Raw genomic sequence first — 15429 nt, 5'->3', positions numbered from 1 at the left:
GATTTGGCGCAGCGCGCTCTAAGGAGGAACGTGGTAATTCAGCCAATGCCGCCGGTTCGGCGACAAAAGGGAATTCAGCGCCCGTTATCGGCGATCACATCCACGCTGGTCTTGCCACCCGGTGCGTCCGAGAAGAGCAGCAGATAGGCACTCCCGTCATCCTTGCGCGTGCCGCCCAGCACATGGTCGGCGCCCATGACCTTATGCTCGGCATCGAAGCCGGCACGGCGGGCCTGGGTATAGTAGAAGTCCATCACGCTCTGGCGCGGCACCGGCGTCACGAAGGTCGCGGCGCGCAGGGTGCAGCCGTTTTTCTCCGCGCCCGCCGCTTCGGTGAGCTGCGCGCCCGGATAGAGGGTGAAGGGTTCGGGCAGACGGCTGGCCCATTGTGCGCCATAGACCAATTGTTCACGGCAAAACGCGTTGCCGCCCGGCTTGTGCTGCTCACGGGCGACGGCGGCCAGGCCGTCCGCCGGCTCGGGCGCTTCGCTTTGCTTCGCGGCCGGCGTGGCGAGCAGCTTGCCGCCGGCGAGCTTCACCGATTGCGCCAGCGCCTTTGCCGCATCGCCCTTCAACAGGGGCAGCCTGGCTTCCGGCTCCCCGATCACTGTCCCTTCCGCCACATTGCCGGTCAGCGCATTGTCCAGCGCATTCAGGTCGGCGTCCTTTTCCCCCTTGCCACAACCACCGAGCGGCAGGGCGAGAACGAACGCGAGCATGCAGAAAGATCGAACGGACGCCATGGCTTCACTCCTTCGTAAACAAGGGATGAAGAACAGAGGTTAATTTTCCGTTAGGTATTTTGGTGAATCCCCGCCTTTTTTGGGGCGGGGCCATTCTCCGTCAACTGGCATCACCCCTCCGCTTGCCGCAACGACATGAAAACGCCATTTGTGCGGCATGTTCAACATTTTGTCGGCCCTGATCGGACTTGCCACGCTGATCTGCATGATCCCGGCGGTGTTCCCCTTGCTGGGCGCGCTGAACTGGCTGCTGGTGCCGGTGGCGCTGTTTGGGGCCTTTGTCGGCCTCTTCTCCGCCAAGACCGGCGGACGCAATTTCTGCCTGATCGTTGCGGGTTTCGGCGCGCTACGGCTGTTCCTGGGAGGAGGGATATTCTGACCAAGGATGCTGCCTGGATGCGCACCGGCCTGCTGACCGCACTGGGCGCCTATAGCCTTTGGGGACTGTTGCCGATCTTCTTCCGGATGCTGCACCATGTCGCGCCAGTCGAAATCGTCGCACAGCGGGTGCTTTGGTCGCTGATCCTGATCCTGAGCCTGCTCGGCATGAGGAGCGGGTTGCCCGCGCTGTTCGCCCTGTTGCGCAATCCCCGTCTGATGCTGCCGCTCAGCGCTTCGGCCATGCTGATCGGCGCGAACTGGCTGACCTATATCTGGGCGGTGAACAACGGCCATGTCATCGCGGCGAGCCTGGGCTATTTCCTCAACCCGCTGGTCAATGTCGGGCTGGGCGTGATCGTCCTCAAGGAAAGGCTGCGGCGCGGACAGGTCGCGGCCATCGCGATCGCCGCCGCAGGGGTCACGATCATGGCGGCATCGGCGCTTACGACCTTGTGGATCAGCGCGGCATTGGCGTTGACCTTCGCGATATATGGTCTGATCCGGAAGCTGACCCCGGTGCCGCCGATGACGGGCCTGGGCGCGGAAACGCTGCTGCTGGCGCCGTTCGCCCTCGCCTATTTCCTCTGGCTGTCGGGCCATGGCGGGTCGGCATTAGGTAGCGACGATGGAACGACGATCCTGCTGATCCTCAGCGGCGCCGTCACGACCGTGCCGCTGATCCTCTTCGCGACGGCGGCCCAGCGGTTGCCGATGACGACGCTGGGGCTGATCCAATATGTCGCGCCGACGCTCCAATTCCTGTCGGGCATCCTGCTGTTTGGGGAAAAGCTGTCGCAGGGACAGTTGATGAGCTTCGGGCTGATCTGGCTGGGCCTGATCCTGTTCGCGGCGGACAGCCTGAACGCCGCCCGCCGCAATCGGCTGGCGACGGCTTAAACGAACTCGGTGGCCTCGAAGCGGACAGGTTCGCCGATCGCTTCATTGGCGAGCGTGTCTTCCCACATCACGCGATGGCCGCGAATGATGGTGCCGACCGCCTTGCCGGTGAGGTCCATCCCCTCGAAGGGCGACCAGTCGCAGCGGGAGGCGAGCCAGTCGCGCCCGACCGTCCAGCGCTTCTTGAGGTCGACCACGGTGAAATCGGCGTCATAACCGAGCGCGATGCGGCCCTTGCCCGTCAGCCCGAACACGCGCTGCGGCCCGGAAGAGGTCAGTTCGATGAAACGGCGCAACGACAGGCGCCCTTCCGCCACATGGTTGAGCAACAGCGGCACCAGCGTCTGGACGCCGGGCATGCCGCTGGGCGATGCGGGATAGGCCTTCGCCTTTTCCTCGATCGTATGCGGTGCATGATCGCTGCCCAGCACATCGGGCACGCCCTGATTCAGCCAATGCCACAGGCCGTCGCGATGCGCCTGAGAGCGGATCGGCGGGTTCATCTGCGCATAGGTGCCAAGGCGCGGATAGGCGTCCTCGGCTGCGAGGGTCAAATGCTGCGGCGTCACCTCGCAGGTCGCGATGTCCTTGTGCTGGCCGATATATTGCAGTTCGGCGGGCGTGGTGACGTGCAGGATGTGGATACGGCGGCGAGCCTTGCGGGCAAGGTCGATGATGCGCTTCGTCGCGATCATGGCGCTTTCATCGTCGCGCCAGACGGGATGGGAGGATGGATCACCCTCCACCCGCAGATCCTTGCGGGCGTTCATGCGCGCCTCGTCCTCCGCATGGATGGCGACGCGGCGGGTGCCGCTTGCAAGGACGCGGGACAGCGCTCCGTCATCGTCCACCAGCAGGCTTCCGGTCGAGGCACCCATGAAGATCTTGACGCCCGAGGTGCCGGGGATGCGTTCCAGCTCCCTGAGTTGCTCGGCATTGTCGGCGGTGGCGCCGACATAGAAGGCATGGTCGCACCACATGCGATGATGGGCGCGGGCAAGCTTGTCGTGAACGCGTTCGGCCGTGTCGGTATTGGGGTTGGTGTTGGGCATTTCGAACACCGCCGTCACCCCGCCCAGCACTGCCGCACGGCTGCCCGATTCGAGGTCTTCCTTATGCTCCAGTCCCGGTTCGCGGAAATGGACCTGGCTGTCGATACAGCCCGGCAGGACGTCGAGTCCCGTGCAGTCGATCACGGTCCCCGCATCGCCCAGAACCGTGCCGATGGCGGCGATCCTGCCGCCGCGCACGCCGACATCGACGCTTTCCGCGCCGCCGGGAGTGTGGACCGTGCCGTTCTTGAGGATGAGGTCGAAGGTCATGTCAGTTCACCGCTTGGATATGGTTGGGGAGTGTCCTACCTAAAGCCGATGACTGGCACCACCCTCAGCGACCGCGCGATCCTCAGAATTTCCGGCGACGATGCAAAACCCTTCCTCCAGGGCTTGCTGACCCGCGACGTGTTGGGGTTGAAAGCGGATGAACCCCGCTGGACGGCCTTGCTGACGCCGCAGGGCAAGGCGCTGTTCGATTTCATCCTCTGGGCCGATGGCGAAGATATATTGATCGATTGCGAGGGCGCGCAGGCCGAGGCCCTGGCCAAAAGGCTGACGATCTACCGGTTGCGGCGGAAGGTCGCCATAGTGAAGGAGGAAGGTCTGGCCGTGCATTGGGCCCTAGACGCGGAGGACAAGCCCCTCGATCCGCGCCTCGACGCCCTCGGCCATCGGTGGATCGCGCCAGCCGACGATGGCGATGCGTCGACGGGTTTCCGTGCACACCGGCTGGCGCTGGGCGTATTCGAGGGCATGGGCGAATTGGGGCAGGACCAGATTTTGTGGCTGGAAACCAATGCCGCGGAATTGTGCGGCGTCGATTATGACAAGGGCTGCTATATCGGGCAGGAAAACACCGCCCGCATGCATTATCGCAACAAGGTGAACCGGCGACTGGTCGCGGTGCCCTTGGCCGAGGCCGATGAAAAGCGCCAGAAGGCCGCATTGCCGGATCTCGGCCTGTCCATCGAGTTGCGCCGGGTCGAGGATATGGCCCCCGCCACCCTCCCCGGCTGGCTTGCCGGCGCGATCGCGGAGCAGGCCGCCGAATGAAGCGCCTCGCCGTCGCGCTTCTGGGCGCGTTGCTGCTGGCCGGTCCCGCGCAAGCCGAGACGCGGTGGAAGCTGGTCAAGAGCTACCCCCACGATCCGGGCGCCTTTACCGAGGGCCTCTTCTTCCACGACGGCGCGCTCTATGAGAGTACAGGGCTGGAGGGGCAATCGGACATCCGCAAGGTCGATCTCAAGACCGGCCGGACGATCGCGCGACGCATCATCCCCCGTCCCTATTTCGGCGAGGGCATCGTCAACTGGAAGGACCGGTTGATCAGCCTCACATGGCGGCATCGGCAGGGCTTCGTCTGGAAACTCGACGATTTCTCACCCGTTTCCGACTTCCGCTATGAGGGGGAAGGCTGGGGCCTGACGCAGGATGGCCGCAGCCTCATCATGAGCGACGGTTCCGCGCAATTGCGTTTCCTCGATCCCGAAAAGCTCACCGAGCAGAGGCGCATCACCGTGACCTGGAATGGCCGTCCGGTCGAGCGGCTCAACGAACTGGAATATGTGAAGGGCGAGATATGGGCCAATATCTGGTACGACAGCCATATCGCCCGGATCGATCCGCGCACGGGCGCCGTCATCGACTGGCTTGATATCGCACCGCTCATCAAGACCAGCGGCGCGAGCGACAGCGAGGCGGTGGCCAATGGCATCGCCTATGATGCCAAGGCCGACCGCCTGTTCGTGACCGGCAAGAACTGGGCAAAGCTGTTCGAGATCAGGGTCGTGCACTGATCCCGTCAGCCATGCGCCTTTTTCCGGCGGGTTTCCCATCCCTTCTTCGCCGCAGCCGACCGATCCGCCGCCGGTCGGCGGGCTGAAGCCGCGCCGCCCTTTCGCCCGCCCTTGTGCGAGGAGACATGGGTGTCGGGCTTGCCGCGTCCGGAACCGGATTTGTTGCCGCCGCCCGATTCCTTGTTGACGGTCGCCCAGGCCCGCCGTTCTGCTTCCTCGTGCGAAACGCCGCGATCCTCATAGCCTTCCTCTACATGTTCGGCCTTGCGCTTCTGCTTGGTGGAATAGCCGCTCTTGTCGCCTTGGGGCATGATGGCTTCTCCTTTCTTCCATCTCCAACGACCAGAATGCCGCGGCGTTCATACCGCTGCGCAGGCGTTATGAATTGCGGAACAGAGCGACCCGAGCAGCGTTCAATGGCGCATGGAACAGCGTCCCCTCATCGAACGGCTGGCCCGTCACCTGGCCCCCGGCGATTCAGATAGCTGGCAGGATCATGTCGAAGATGCCGCCAGCCTGCTTGCCCTGCTGAAAAGCCCGGACGACACCATGCGGGAGGTCGGCGACGCGCGCATATGGGACGCGATGATCGACGCCGCCCTGCGCGAGCGATGGGCGGTCGCCCCCGGATCGCAGGCGGGCGAACCGCCCGCGGGAACCGACGAAGAAGGAGAAATCGCCCTGCCGCCCGACAGCGTCGGCGGCAATCGCGCGGATTGGGTTCATCTACATCGATCAGAGGAGAAACCGAAATGAAGGGGCTACTGAAACTCGCCTTCCTGACGGGATTGGGCGCGGCTGCGTGGAAAGGCTGGAAGGAATGGCAGGCCAAGCGCGGGGAAGAGGATTGGGCACCCGTTCTTTCCTCGGGTCCGGTGCGGGATGCGGGACCGGCCGAGCAGCATATCAGCGCCAAGGATTGGGACCTTGTCGACGAGCAAGTCGATGAGAGCTTCCCCGCCAGCGATCCGCCGGGCAATTACCGCGGATTGCATTGAGCCATATCCGGGCTTTGCGCTTCCGATGGATCGGGGCTGGAGCATTGCCCCTCCCCGCCCCCCTCTCTATGAGACGGCTTCCGGCACCATTTCGGTGCCAACAGGGGAACGGATTCAATGCCTTCGGGTCTGATCGCGCTACTGGATGACGTAGCGGGAATTGCAAAGCTTGCCGCCAGTTCACTGGACGATGTCGCCGCCGCCGCAGGTAAGGCGGGGACGAAGGCTGCGGGCGTGGTGATCGACGATACGGCCGTCACGCCGCGCTATGTCATGGGCCTGACGCCCGACCGCGAACTGCCGATCATCTGGAAGATCGCCAAGGGATCTCTGCGCAACAAGCTGCTGTTCCTGTTGCCCGCGGCGCTGGTGCTCAGCGCCTTCGCGCCATGGCTGCTGCCGCCGCTGCTGATGCTGGGCGGTGCCTTCCTCTGCTTCGAAGCGGTCGAGAAACTGCTGGAGGCGGTGCAGGGCGGCCATGACGTGGCGGAAGATGCGCTGACCACGCACAGCTCGCGGGACCTGGAAGATCAGAAGGTATCGGGCGCGATCCGCACCGACTTCATCCTGTCGGGCGAGATCATGGCGATCGCACTGGGCACGGTGGCCAGCGAACCGATCTGGGAACAGGCGATCATCCTGGTGGTCGTCGCCATCCTGATCACGGCGGGCGTCTATGGCGTGGTGGGCTTCATCGTGAAGATGGACGATATCGGCCTGCATCTCGCCAAGCGCCATTCGGCAGGCGTGAAAGCGCTGGGCCGCGCGATGGTGAAGGCGATGCCCGTGCTGATGACGATATTGGGCGCGGTCGGCACCGCGGCGATGCTGTGGGTCGGCGGCGGGCTGATCGTCCATGGCCTGCACGAGTTCCATTGGGATGCGATCCCCGGCACGATCCATCATGTCGCGGAAGGTGCGGCCCATGCGGCTCCGGCTGTCGGTCCCTTTGCCGACTGGCTGGTGAATGCCATTGGCGGAGCGCTGGTCGGGCTGGTCGTCGGTGGCATCGTCGTGGCGGTGCTGCACCTTTTCAAGAAACATTGATGGCATCGCCCTGGCGCCTTGAAGCGGGAGCGCTGACCGCGCTTGCCCTGCCGATGATCGCGGGCAATATCGCCTGGGCCGGGATCGCGGCGACCGACCTGCTGCTGCTCGGGCGGCTGGGAGCCAATGCGGTCGCCTCAGGCGCGCTGGCGATCAACCTGTTCAACGCGCTCCTGATCTTCGGCATGGGATTGGTCACGGCGGCGGCGCCACTGATCGCCACGGAGCGCGGGCGCCGTCGCCATTCGGTGCGCGACGTCCGGCGGACCGTACACCAGACGCTGCGTGCGGCGGCGCTGTTCGTGCTGCCGGCCTGGGCCCTGCTGTGGGAGAGCGAGGCGATATTGCTGGCGATGGGCCAGGAGGCGGACCTCGCACGGCAGGCCGGCGAACTGATGCGCGGGCTGCAATGGGCTCTGCTGCCCTTTCTGGGCTTCACGACGCTGCGAAACTTCATCTCGGCGCTGGAACGGCCCGTCTGGGGACTGATCGTCATGGTCTGTGCCATTCCGTTCAACGTGCTGGCGGGCTGGACACTGATATTCGGCCATCTGGGCTTTCCGGCGCTCGGCCTGCTGGGCGCGGGCATCGCCAGCACCCTCTCCTCCTCCTTCCTGTTCCTGGGATTGCTGGGCGTCATCCTGATCGACCGGCATTTTCGCCGCTACCGGCTGCTGGGACGCTTCTGGACGCGGGATCGCGAACGGTATCGGGCGGTCTGGGCGCTGGGCCTGCCGATCGCGATCACGCTGGGGTTGGAAACGACGGTGTTCAATGCCTCGGCCTTTCTGATGGGGCTGATCGACCGCGATTCGCTGGCGGCCCATGCGGTGGCGATCCAGATCGCGGCGCTGGTGTTCATGGTCCCCATGGGAATAGGCCAGGCAGCCACAGTCCGCGTCGGCCTGGCCTATGGGAAGAAGGATCGCGAAGCCATCGGCCGCGCGGGGTGGTTGGCGCTGGCGATCGGCACGGGCTTTGCCCTGATGGCGGCATCGATTTTGATCGCCATGCCAAGGACGCTGATTTCCGCCTTCCTCGACCTTGATGATCCGGCCAATGGGCGCACCGCATCGCTGGCGGTGGGATTCCTGGGTGTGGCGGCGTTGTTCCAGCTGGTCGATGCCGCGCAGGCGGTCGGCGCTGGCGTCCTGCGCGGCATTCAGGATACCCGCGTGCCGATGATCTTCGCGCTGGTCGGCTATTGGGTGATCGGCATCGGCGTTGGCGTCATCCTGGCCTTTCCACTGAAATTACAGGGCCTTGGTATCTGGCTGGGACTGGCGAGCGGGCTGGGAGCCGTGGCGTTGTCTCTGGTCATCCGCTGGACCTGGCGGGAAAGGCTGCATCTGCTATCGCGACCGCGAGGCATCTGATGCCCTTCGTCCCGAAAACAGGCCAAGTTGCACCACACATTCATGGTGCGACGCACAAAGCAATTGAACCCACGCTCCGAATGAGTAATGAAAATCAGGTTATGAGCAATCCGACCACCTTTTTCGAAGCGATCGCGCTCCAGAAATGCCTGATGGCGACCTATAACAAGATGGTCGTGAAGCTGGCTCCGCATATCCTCTACACCCGGCATGACGAGATGTTCATCGACGCCGTGACGATCGAGCGCGACGGACGGCCGCCGCGCGAATTGAAACTCGGCACCTTCAAGCTGGCGGGCCTCAACGATATCAGCCTGATCGATGAAACGTTCGAGGCGATGCATGGCCTCTACGATCAGAGCGACACCAAATATAAGGGCGTGACCCTCTTTGCGATCGAGCCGGAGAGCGCAGCGGCCTGAAGATCGGGCCTCAAGATCGGGCTCGACGATCGCCGGACGAAAAGAGGGCGGCCCGATGGGGCCGCCCTTTCCTTATTTAGCGCCACCCTCCGCTCTTGGCCGCACTTTCCTGCGCTGCGTCGGCGGGATCGCCCATAATCAGGGCATCGATCGTCGCCATGACCTGTGCATCGCCGGACGAAGCCTGACGATAGGCGGTTCCCTGCCCCGCCCCCGGCACCAGCTGCTGCACCTGCCAGCCTTCTCCTTCCCGGCAGGCCACGCCGGAAACCGCCTGCCCCTGGAAGCTGCGGCACCAGCCACCGCCCTTGCGCCGGAAGCTAAGACCGATACGGATCGGCGCGTCCGCTTGCGCGGAAGCCAATTGGGTATCGAGCGCAGAAGCGAGCGCGCCCTGGGCCATCATCGCCCCGTTTTCGATCGCGACCGGTCCGTCAGGACGGTTCGACAAATGACCGATGCCCAGCCCCGACACCAGCCCGAACACCAGGCTTGCCGCGATCGCTCCGCCCATGCTCCAAGAACGCCAGCGCGACGCCGCCGGCCGGGCAAGCGGGACGATCTTCCCACTTTCGTTCAGCAACGCCCGCATTCCGGCAGGCACCGGTTCCATCTCGATCGGCGCGTAATGATCAGACAATCGCTCGCGCAGACGGCGATGCATCTCCACCCGCTCGGCCAGTGCCGGATCGTCCGCCACAGCGCGCTCGACGCGCCGACGCGTCACTTCGTCCAGTTCGCCATCAACCAAGGCGATCAGCAAGGCTTCATCGATATCCGTCATGCCGCTTCCCCCAGCAATTCGATCAGGGCGCCGCGCCCGCGTACCAGCCGCGAGGTCAGCGTCCCCATCGGAACGCCCAGCACTTCGGCCGCTTCCTTGTACGACAGCCCCTCTACCAGCACGAGCGCGATGGCTTCGCGCTGCTCATCCGGCAGGGCATGCATCGCGCGATCGACATCGGAGAGCATGACATGCGCCTCCATATCGCGGTCGCCGGCATGGCCTACATGCTCGCCGGCTTCCTCCGGCGCAAAGGTCCGGGCGGCGCGTTGCCGCGAACGGCCCTCGTCGATCCAGAGATTGCGCATGATCCGATACATCCAGCTATCCAGTCTCGTTCCCGGCTGCCATTGATCGCGTGCCCGCAGCGCCTTTTCCAACGCCGCCTGGCACAGGTCGTCGCCATCGGCACGGTCCCGCGACAGGCTGGCGGCAAAGCGTCGCAGCCGGGGCAGAATCGCCAACAGATCGCTTTCGAACGACATCCGGTCTCCATGTCTTGTCCCAGGGATGAAACGACGGCGGTCGACCGTTTCATCCCTGATGGACATTTGTATCGGAAATTTTCTCACGATGAATCATTTTGAACGCGAAAGGACCGGAAAAGACGCCGATGGTAAAGAGATCGAGATGAGATTCGCACGCCCCTGGATCGTTGCCGGTCTGCTGCTGAGCGCGCCAGGCGCGCAGGCACAGTTATTGCCGTCACCCGGCACCTCCCTGGGACAGGTTGGCGGCGTCGTGCCCGGCATATTGGACAGGGTGGAAGGCACGCTGGACCAAGGGGGACTGGACCGGCTGTCTCCGGTAAGGCTGACCGACCGGCTGGTTGCGGCTCGGGCCGCGCGGATCGGAAACCTGCTGCGGCAACATGGGGATTCGATCGAATTGGACGACCGCCATGAACCGGCGCGGCGCGGCCTTATCCTGCTGACCGGCGCCAAGGCGCGGAGCATGGAGGCATTGCGGGCCGCCGGATATGGCGTGGACAATGCGACCGTCGAAGGACTGGATCTGAACGTCGCGCGGCTCACGATACCGAAGGGACAAAGCCTGTCATGCGCCTTGAAGCAAGTGCGATCCATCGCCCCCGAAGCCGAAGCGAGCGCGGACAATATTTATGTTCCAAGCGGCCCGGCATGGGCCCAGTCGATCGCGACATCAACGGCGGCACTCGCCGAAAATGGCCCGGTGCACGGCAGAAGCGCGGGCCTGATCGACGGCGGGGTGGCCAGGCACCCGGCACTGAGCGGTCCCGTCGAGCAGCAAGGCTTCGCCCGCGGCGCCCCGCGTGCCAGCGCGCATGGAACGGCGGTCGCATCCCTCATCAGCGGCACCGGAATCGTGCGTGGCGCAGCCCCCGGCGTGCCTTTGCTGGCGGCCGATGTCTATGGCGACGACCCGGCCGGCGGCGGGGCCTTTGCCATTGTCCGGGCCCTGGGTTGGATGGCCGCGCGCGGCGCGAGCGTGGTGACGGTGAGCCTGGTGGGGCCGGACAATCCCTTGCTGGCAGGCGCGATCCGCTTGGCGCGTGACAAGGGCGTGAGGGTGGTGGCGGCGGTCGGCAATGACGGACCCGCGGCCCCCCCTTCCTATCCCGCCTCCTATCCGGACGTCATTGCCGTGACGGGCATAGACGGGCGTGGACGGCTGTTGCCGGAAGCCGGGCGGGCACGGCACGTCGATTTCGCGGCGCCGGGGGCGGACATGAATGCAGCGCGAGCTGACGGGGGCAAGGGGCCTGTGCGGGGAACCAGCTTTGCCGCACCGCTGGTCGCCGGCCGTCTCTTTGCGAGGGGCGACCTTGGCGCCCTGGCAGCCGAAGCGAAGCCTGGCGGCAAGGCGTTGGGCAAGGGCATCATTTGCGGCTTGTGCAGAAATATAGATTGATTTTCAGAAGTTTATAATATTTTTCCGGTCTCTCGGGATTAAATCGATCGGCTCTCCCGTTGTCCCAGCATCGGATCGACAACGAACAAGGAGACGATCGATGAAAATGCAATTCCTTCTTGCCACTGCCGCTCTCGCCACTCTGACAGCGGCTCCTGCCTCCGCACAACTGCTGGGCGGTGGCGGCGGCATGCTTGGCGGCGGCCTCGGCGGCACGCTGGGTGGGGTCGGCGGTTCGCTGGGCGGCACGCTCGGCGGTTCTGGTGGCGTCGGCCTCGATCGCAGCATCGACCTTGAAAACGGTCATGTCGGCGCTGGCGGTTCGGGCCATGGCAATGCCAGTGGATCGGCGGCCGGTTCGGTCAGTCGGCACGGCAAGAGCCATGGCGGCAACGCCTCCGGCTCCGCGAGCGGCTCCGCCGGTGGTAGTCTCACCGCCGATACGCTGGGCACCGGCGACGTCCGGAATGCCGTGGGCGGCGCGCGCGAACAGCTGACCGATACTACCGGCGCCGTGCGGGATCGTGCGACGACGGCCGCCGGCAATGTCCGCGATCGGGCCGGTGCAGCGACCAGGGCCACTCATGAACGCGCTGCCGATGCCGCAGGCCGGGCGCGCTCTGCAGCGGGCAATGCATCGGGCAGCGCGGGGGGAACCGCCAGCGGCCTTGCCAATTCGGCCGGGGGTGCCGCTTCGCTGGGTCTCAATGGCCAGCTTTCGGGCAACGGTCATGCTTCCGGGACAAGCAGTTCTTCCTCTTCGGATCAGGCGGCCGACTAACCCCCCGCAGCCGGCTTTCAGCCAGCCCCAACCGCCTGACCCGAAAGGCCGGTGGTCCGATGAGGATCGCCGGCCTTTCCTCCTCAATAAATTGCCTGATAAAACGAGGTTAAGCGCATCCGGCTTCCCCTGTCCCGGCAAAAAAGGTAAGTTGTTGTGAACCATGGTCGCCATAGGTGCCTTACCGCGCCGTCAGATGAAGAGTTTGCAGGACATTCATGTCCGATAACGACCCCGATTTCCTGTCGAAGCGGCTCCATGATCGTCAGCGTCGGCTGTTGAAGGCGCGGATGCGTCACCCGCATTATGGCGAGATAGACATATTGATCCGCGATGTTTCCGAACGCGGCGTGGGTGGACGGTGCGAACTGGACCTGACGGTGGGGGACAATGTCATCATCATCCTGCCGGACTGCGCACCCGCCGAAGGACGCATTGCCTGGCGCAAGGGGCATGCGTTCGGTGTTCAACTCGATGCGCCGATCAATCCGGAAACGGTGAAGAACCCAGCTCCCACAGAGCGGCCCGTTGAGCCAGGCTATCAGGTGCCTGCCGTCTTTCGTCCTTCGGTGGAGACGAAGAGGCCGGGTTTCCGCACCCGCTCCCCGGGCGCCGACACCAAGACCGAATGGAGCTAGAGCGGTTTTCGACCTGATTGAATCAGATCGCCGCCTTTTATTTGCCGCGATTCCCAACCAGCAATCGATCCCGATCGCTTGGAAATCGCTCTGGGCTGTAGTGACATTTAGGGATTGAACGAACTCGCTGACGCTCGACTGGCGCGTGGAGGCTGGCGGGAATGACCCCCTGGTGGGAGGATTTGGTTGCTGAAGACCAACCCCTCACCAGGAGTTCATCCCATGACAGACGTCACAGTAACGGTCAGCCCGCTGCGCCGTCGTATGATCGACGACATGAGCTTGCGCAACCTGTCCCCCGCCACTCAGCGGTCCTATTTGCACGCGGTGACCAAGTTCAGTCGCTACTTCGGGCGGTCGCCGGATCGCCTGGGGCTGGAGGATGTCCGCGCCTTCCAGGTCTATCTGGTGTCGCAGGGTATCTCCTGGGGCTCCTTGAACCAGATCGTATGTGCGCTGCGTTTCTTTTACGGCGTCACGTTGGATCGGGCGGAGATACCGGAACGGATCGTCTACGCGCGCACGCCTCGCAAGCTGCCGACGATCCTCAGTGCCGACGAGGTCGTACGCTTCCTGGAGGCGGTGCCGTCGCTGAAGGCGCGCGCCGCACTGACCACCGCCTATGCTGCGGGATTGCGGGCCTCCGAAGCGGCGAGCCTGAAGGTCGCGGACATCGACAGCGACCGCATGGTGATCCAGGTTCGCCATGGCAAGGGCGCCAAAGATCGGACGGTCATGCTTTCAACGCAGCTACTCACGATCCTGCGGACTTACTGGCGGCTTGCCCACCCGCAGGATTTCCTGTTCCCCGGACGCAGCCCCGATACGCCGATCACCACGACCTGTCTCCACGCCGCCTGCCGGTCAGCCACCAAAGCGGCCGGATTGACCAAGCGGGTCAGCGTCCACACGCTGAGGCACAGTTTCGCGACGCACCTGCTGGAGAGCGGGGTGGATATCCGGATCATCCAGGTCTTGCTCGGGCACAACCAGCTGTCGACGACGGCGCGCTACACCCATGTCGCGACGACCACGATCGCCACGACGCAAAGCCCGCTCGACCGTCTCAACCTGGACGTGGTGCCACCCAGCTGAGGGCGCCGCCATGCGACCGGCGTTGGAGGTGGCGGATATATTCCGCCGCCATGGCCCTGCTTACCGCCTTGCCCATGACGGGCATCTTGGCCGCGTCGAACATCGCGTCATGGCGGCGATCGAGTTGTGCCGCACGCCGGCGCTGGGTGGCCATGTCGAGGCCTGCGACAACTGCGGCTATAGCCAGGTCTCGTACAATAGCTGCCGCAATCGCCACTGCCCAAAATGCCAGGGGATCGCGCGCGAGCGATGGCTGACCGCGCGCGAAGCCGACCTTCTGCCCGTTCCCTATTTCCACGTCGTATTCACCGTGCCGACCGAGGTTGCGGCGATCGCCTATCAGAACAAGGCTCTGGTCTACGCCATCCTGTTCGACGCCGTGGCCGAGACACTCAAGACCATCGGCGCTGACGCCAGGCATCTCGGCGGTGAGCTCGGTTTTATCGCCATTCTTCACACCTGGGGGCAGACGCTCACGCATCATCCGCATATCCACTGCCTCGTTCCGGGCGGCGCACTGTCGGCCGACGGCTCCCATTGGATCGCCTGTCGACCGCGCTTCTTCCTGCCGATCCCCGTGCTCTCGCGTCTGTTCCGTCGACTGTTTATTGAGCGGCTACAGGCAGCGCATGAGGCCGGGCGCCTGCAGTTTTTCGGCGCGCTTGGCAATCTCAGTGACAGCCGCGCCTTCGCCGCCACGCTCAGGCATCTGCGCAAGATGTCCTGGGTGGTCTACGCCAAGCCACCCTTCGGATCTCCTGCGCACGTCCTTGCCTATTTGGGCCGCTACACCCACCGCGTCGCCATAACCAACAGCCGCCTCGTCAGCATGGCCGATGCCACCGTCACCTTCCGGTGGCGTGACTATCGGCATGGCAATGCCCAAAAGCTTATGGCCCTGACCGCCAACGAATTTATGCGCCGCTTCCTGCTCCACACTCTGCCCGACCGCTTCCATCGCATCCGTCATTACGGTTTTCTCGCCAATGGCTGCCGTCGCGTCCGACTTGCGACGATCCGGTCCCTGCTGGTGGCAACACAGCCGGCGGCCGACCACGACATCGCCTTGCCGCATCCCAGGTGCCGCGATTTCGACCCCACCGTCTGTCCATGCTGCGGCGGGACATTACGGATCGTCTCGACAATGCCGCGCGATACGACTTGGCGAGCGCGCGGGCCGCCGGCCTGGCCATGACCCAGCGCTATTTCCTTGACCTTGATCATGACCGCACCACGGCAACGCAGCCGACTGGCGCAAGGGGGCCCGCAGTTATCCGCCGCCTGGACCGACATCAAGCTGCTTGCCGCTCAACTTTGGCCCGTACGCAACGGCTGTCCGCATTCGCTTTCATGCCGTCACGAGCAGGCCTCCGTCAGCGGGCAGCCGCACGGACATCATCTCGCGACCGCCTAGTCCTCCCCAAGAACCAGGGCGGGAGCCACTAATCCCATAGCATCTGCCCAGTCAGCAAGTGCGCTCAATCCGGCTTCAATGAGGTCGCGCACCGCGCCATGAGGCCAGGTCT

General features: G+C 64.4%; 19 protein-coding genes. 14 read left to right on the top strand and 5 right to left on the bottom strand.

The annotated features are described in order from the left end of the window. Positions 1 to 74: 74 nt before the first annotated feature. On the bottom strand, positions 75 to 743 hold the full coding sequence (locus tag YP76_RS21435) for a hypothetical protein (RefSeq protein ID WP_046765638.1): 669 nt from the start codon (positions 741 to 743) through the stop codon (positions 75 to 77). A 157-nt stretch (positions 744 to 900) separates the two neighbouring features. On the opposite strand from YP76_RS21435, the gene YP76_RS27955 reads away from it, so the two are divergent. Both YP76_RS27955 and rarD read left to right on the top strand, forming a co-directional pair. Next, on the top strand, positions 901 to 1122 hold the full coding sequence (locus YP76_RS27955) for a hypothetical protein (RefSeq protein ID WP_046765637.1): 222 nt from the start codon (positions 901 to 903) through the stop codon (positions 1120 to 1122). A 17-nt stretch (positions 1123 to 1139) separates the two neighbouring features. Then, complete coding sequence (rarD, locus tag YP76_RS21425; RefSeq protein WP_157035855.1) at positions 1140 to 2021, top strand: EamA family transporter RarD; 882 nt, start codon at positions 1140 to 1142, stop codon at positions 2019 to 2021. Here rarD and YP76_RS21420 read toward each other — a convergent pair. Further along, positions 2018 to 3343: a dihydroorotase gene (locus tag YP76_RS21420; RefSeq protein WP_046765636.1), complete on the bottom strand. Its 1326-nt coding sequence runs from the start codon at positions 3341 to 3343 to the stop codon at positions 2018 to 2020. The genes rarD and YP76_RS21420 overlap by 4 nt on opposite strands. A gap of 48 nt (positions 3344 to 3391) precedes the next feature. Between YP76_RS21420 and ygfZ the strand changes: the two genes are divergently transcribed. Together ygfZ and YP76_RS21410 are read left to right on the top strand one after the other, a co-directional pair. After that, positions 3392 to 4129, top strand: coding sequence for a CAF17-like 4Fe-4S cluster assembly/insertion protein YgfZ (gene ygfZ, locus YP76_RS21415; RefSeq protein WP_046765635.1), 738 nt, complete (start codon positions 3392 to 3394; stop codon positions 4127 to 4129). Continuing rightward, entirely contained in the window at positions 4126 to 4872 is a 747-nt protein-coding gene (locus YP76_RS21410) for a glutaminyl-peptide cyclotransferase (RefSeq protein WP_046765634.1), read from the top strand. The genes ygfZ and YP76_RS21410 overlap by 4 nt, the downstream gene beginning before the upstream one ends. Before the next feature lie 5 nt (positions 4873 to 4877). Here the strand turns inward: YP76_RS21410 and YP76_RS21405 are convergent, their stop codons facing one another. Next, entirely contained in the window at positions 4878 to 5183 is a 306-nt protein-coding gene (locus YP76_RS21405; protein WP_046765633.1) for a hypothetical protein, read from the bottom strand. 112 nt (positions 5184 to 5295) lie between these two features. Here YP76_RS21405 and YP76_RS21400 point away from each other — a divergent pair, with 112 nt between their 5' ends. The 5 genes from YP76_RS21400 (at position 5296) to YP76_RS21380 (ending at position 8715) form a co-directional block, all read left to right on the top strand. Next, positions 5296 to 5628 carry a hypothetical protein gene (locus tag YP76_RS21400; RefSeq protein ID WP_046765632.1) on the top strand — a complete coding sequence of 111 codons (333 nt, stop codon included), beginning with the start codon at positions 5296 to 5298 and terminating at the stop codon, positions 5626 to 5628. Continuing rightward, positions 5625 to 5870, top strand: coding sequence for a hypothetical protein (locus YP76_RS21395; protein WP_046765631.1), 246 nt, complete (start codon positions 5625 to 5627; stop codon positions 5868 to 5870). The genes YP76_RS21400 and YP76_RS21395 overlap by 4 nt, the downstream gene beginning before the upstream one ends. A 117-nt stretch (positions 5871 to 5987) precedes the next feature. Next, the gene (locus tag YP76_RS21390; protein WP_046765630.1) at positions 5988 to 6917 is read left to right on the top strand and encodes a DUF808 domain-containing protein; all 930 of its coding nucleotides are present in this window, start codon (positions 5988 to 5990) and stop codon (positions 6915 to 6917) included. Next, a complete protein-coding gene (locus YP76_RS21385) occupies positions 6917 to 8293 on the top strand; it encodes an MATE family efflux transporter (protein WP_046765629.1) in 1377 nt (458 codons plus the stop codon). Before YP76_RS21390 ends, YP76_RS21385 begins: the two co-directional genes overlap by 1 nt. A gap of 101 nt (positions 8294 to 8394) precedes the next feature. Beyond that, a complete protein-coding gene (locus YP76_RS21380; protein ID WP_046765628.1) occupies positions 8395 to 8715 on the top strand; it encodes a hypothetical protein in 321 nt (106 codons plus the stop codon). 76 nt (positions 8716 to 8791) lie between these two features. Here YP76_RS21380 and YP76_RS21375 read toward each other — a convergent pair whose 3' ends face one another. Both YP76_RS21375 and YP76_RS21370 read right to left on the bottom strand, forming a co-directional pair. Then, positions 8792 to 9499 carry an anti-sigma factor family protein gene (locus tag YP76_RS21375; protein WP_046765627.1) on the bottom strand — a complete coding sequence of 236 codons (708 nt, stop codon included), beginning with the start codon at positions 9497 to 9499 and terminating at the stop codon, positions 8792 to 8794. Further along, positions 9496 to 9984, bottom strand: coding sequence for an RNA polymerase sigma factor (locus YP76_RS21370; RefSeq protein WP_046765626.1), 489 nt, complete (start codon positions 9982 to 9984; stop codon positions 9496 to 9498). The genes YP76_RS21375 and YP76_RS21370 overlap by 4 nt, the downstream gene beginning before the upstream one ends. Positions 9985 to 10072: 88 nt before the next feature. Between YP76_RS21370 and YP76_RS21365 the strand changes: the two genes are divergently transcribed. From YP76_RS21365 to YP76_RS21345, 5 genes are all read left to right on the top strand, one after another. Continuing rightward, a complete protein-coding gene (locus YP76_RS21365) occupies positions 10073 to 11389 on the top strand; it encodes a S8 family serine peptidase (RefSeq protein ID WP_046765625.1) in 1317 nt (438 codons plus the stop codon). A 100-nt stretch (positions 11390 to 11489) separates the two neighbouring features. Next, positions 11490 to 12170: a hypothetical protein gene (locus YP76_RS21360; RefSeq protein ID WP_046765624.1), complete on the top strand. Its 681-nt coding sequence runs from the start codon at positions 11490 to 11492 to the stop codon at positions 12168 to 12170. A gap of 218 nt (positions 12171 to 12388) precedes the next feature. Continuing rightward, positions 12389 to 12808: a hypothetical protein gene (locus tag YP76_RS21355; RefSeq protein WP_046765623.1), complete on the top strand. Its 420-nt coding sequence runs from the start codon at positions 12389 to 12391 to the stop codon at positions 12806 to 12808. Positions 12809 to 13030: 222 nt separating this feature from the next. After that, positions 13031 to 13903, top strand: a complete 873-nt coding sequence (locus YP76_RS21350; protein ID WP_046765622.1) for a tyrosine-type recombinase/integrase — start codon at positions 13031 to 13033, stop codon at positions 13901 to 13903. Between the two features lie 10 nt (positions 13904 to 13913). Then, on the top strand, positions 13914 to 15098 hold the full coding sequence (locus YP76_RS21345) for an IS91 family transposase (RefSeq protein WP_046765621.1): 1185 nt from the start codon (positions 13914 to 13916) through the stop codon (positions 15096 to 15098). Positions 15099 to 15429: the final 331 nt, after the last annotated feature.

This window comes from Sphingobium chungbukense, from assembly GCF_001005725.1.
GTDB classification, from domain to species: Bacteria; Pseudomonadota; Alphaproteobacteria; order Sphingomonadales; family Sphingomonadaceae; genus Sphingobium; species Sphingobium chungbukense.
The sequence above is the reverse complement of the archived record's forward strand: the minus strand, read 5'-3'. Positions and strand labels throughout refer to the sequence as shown.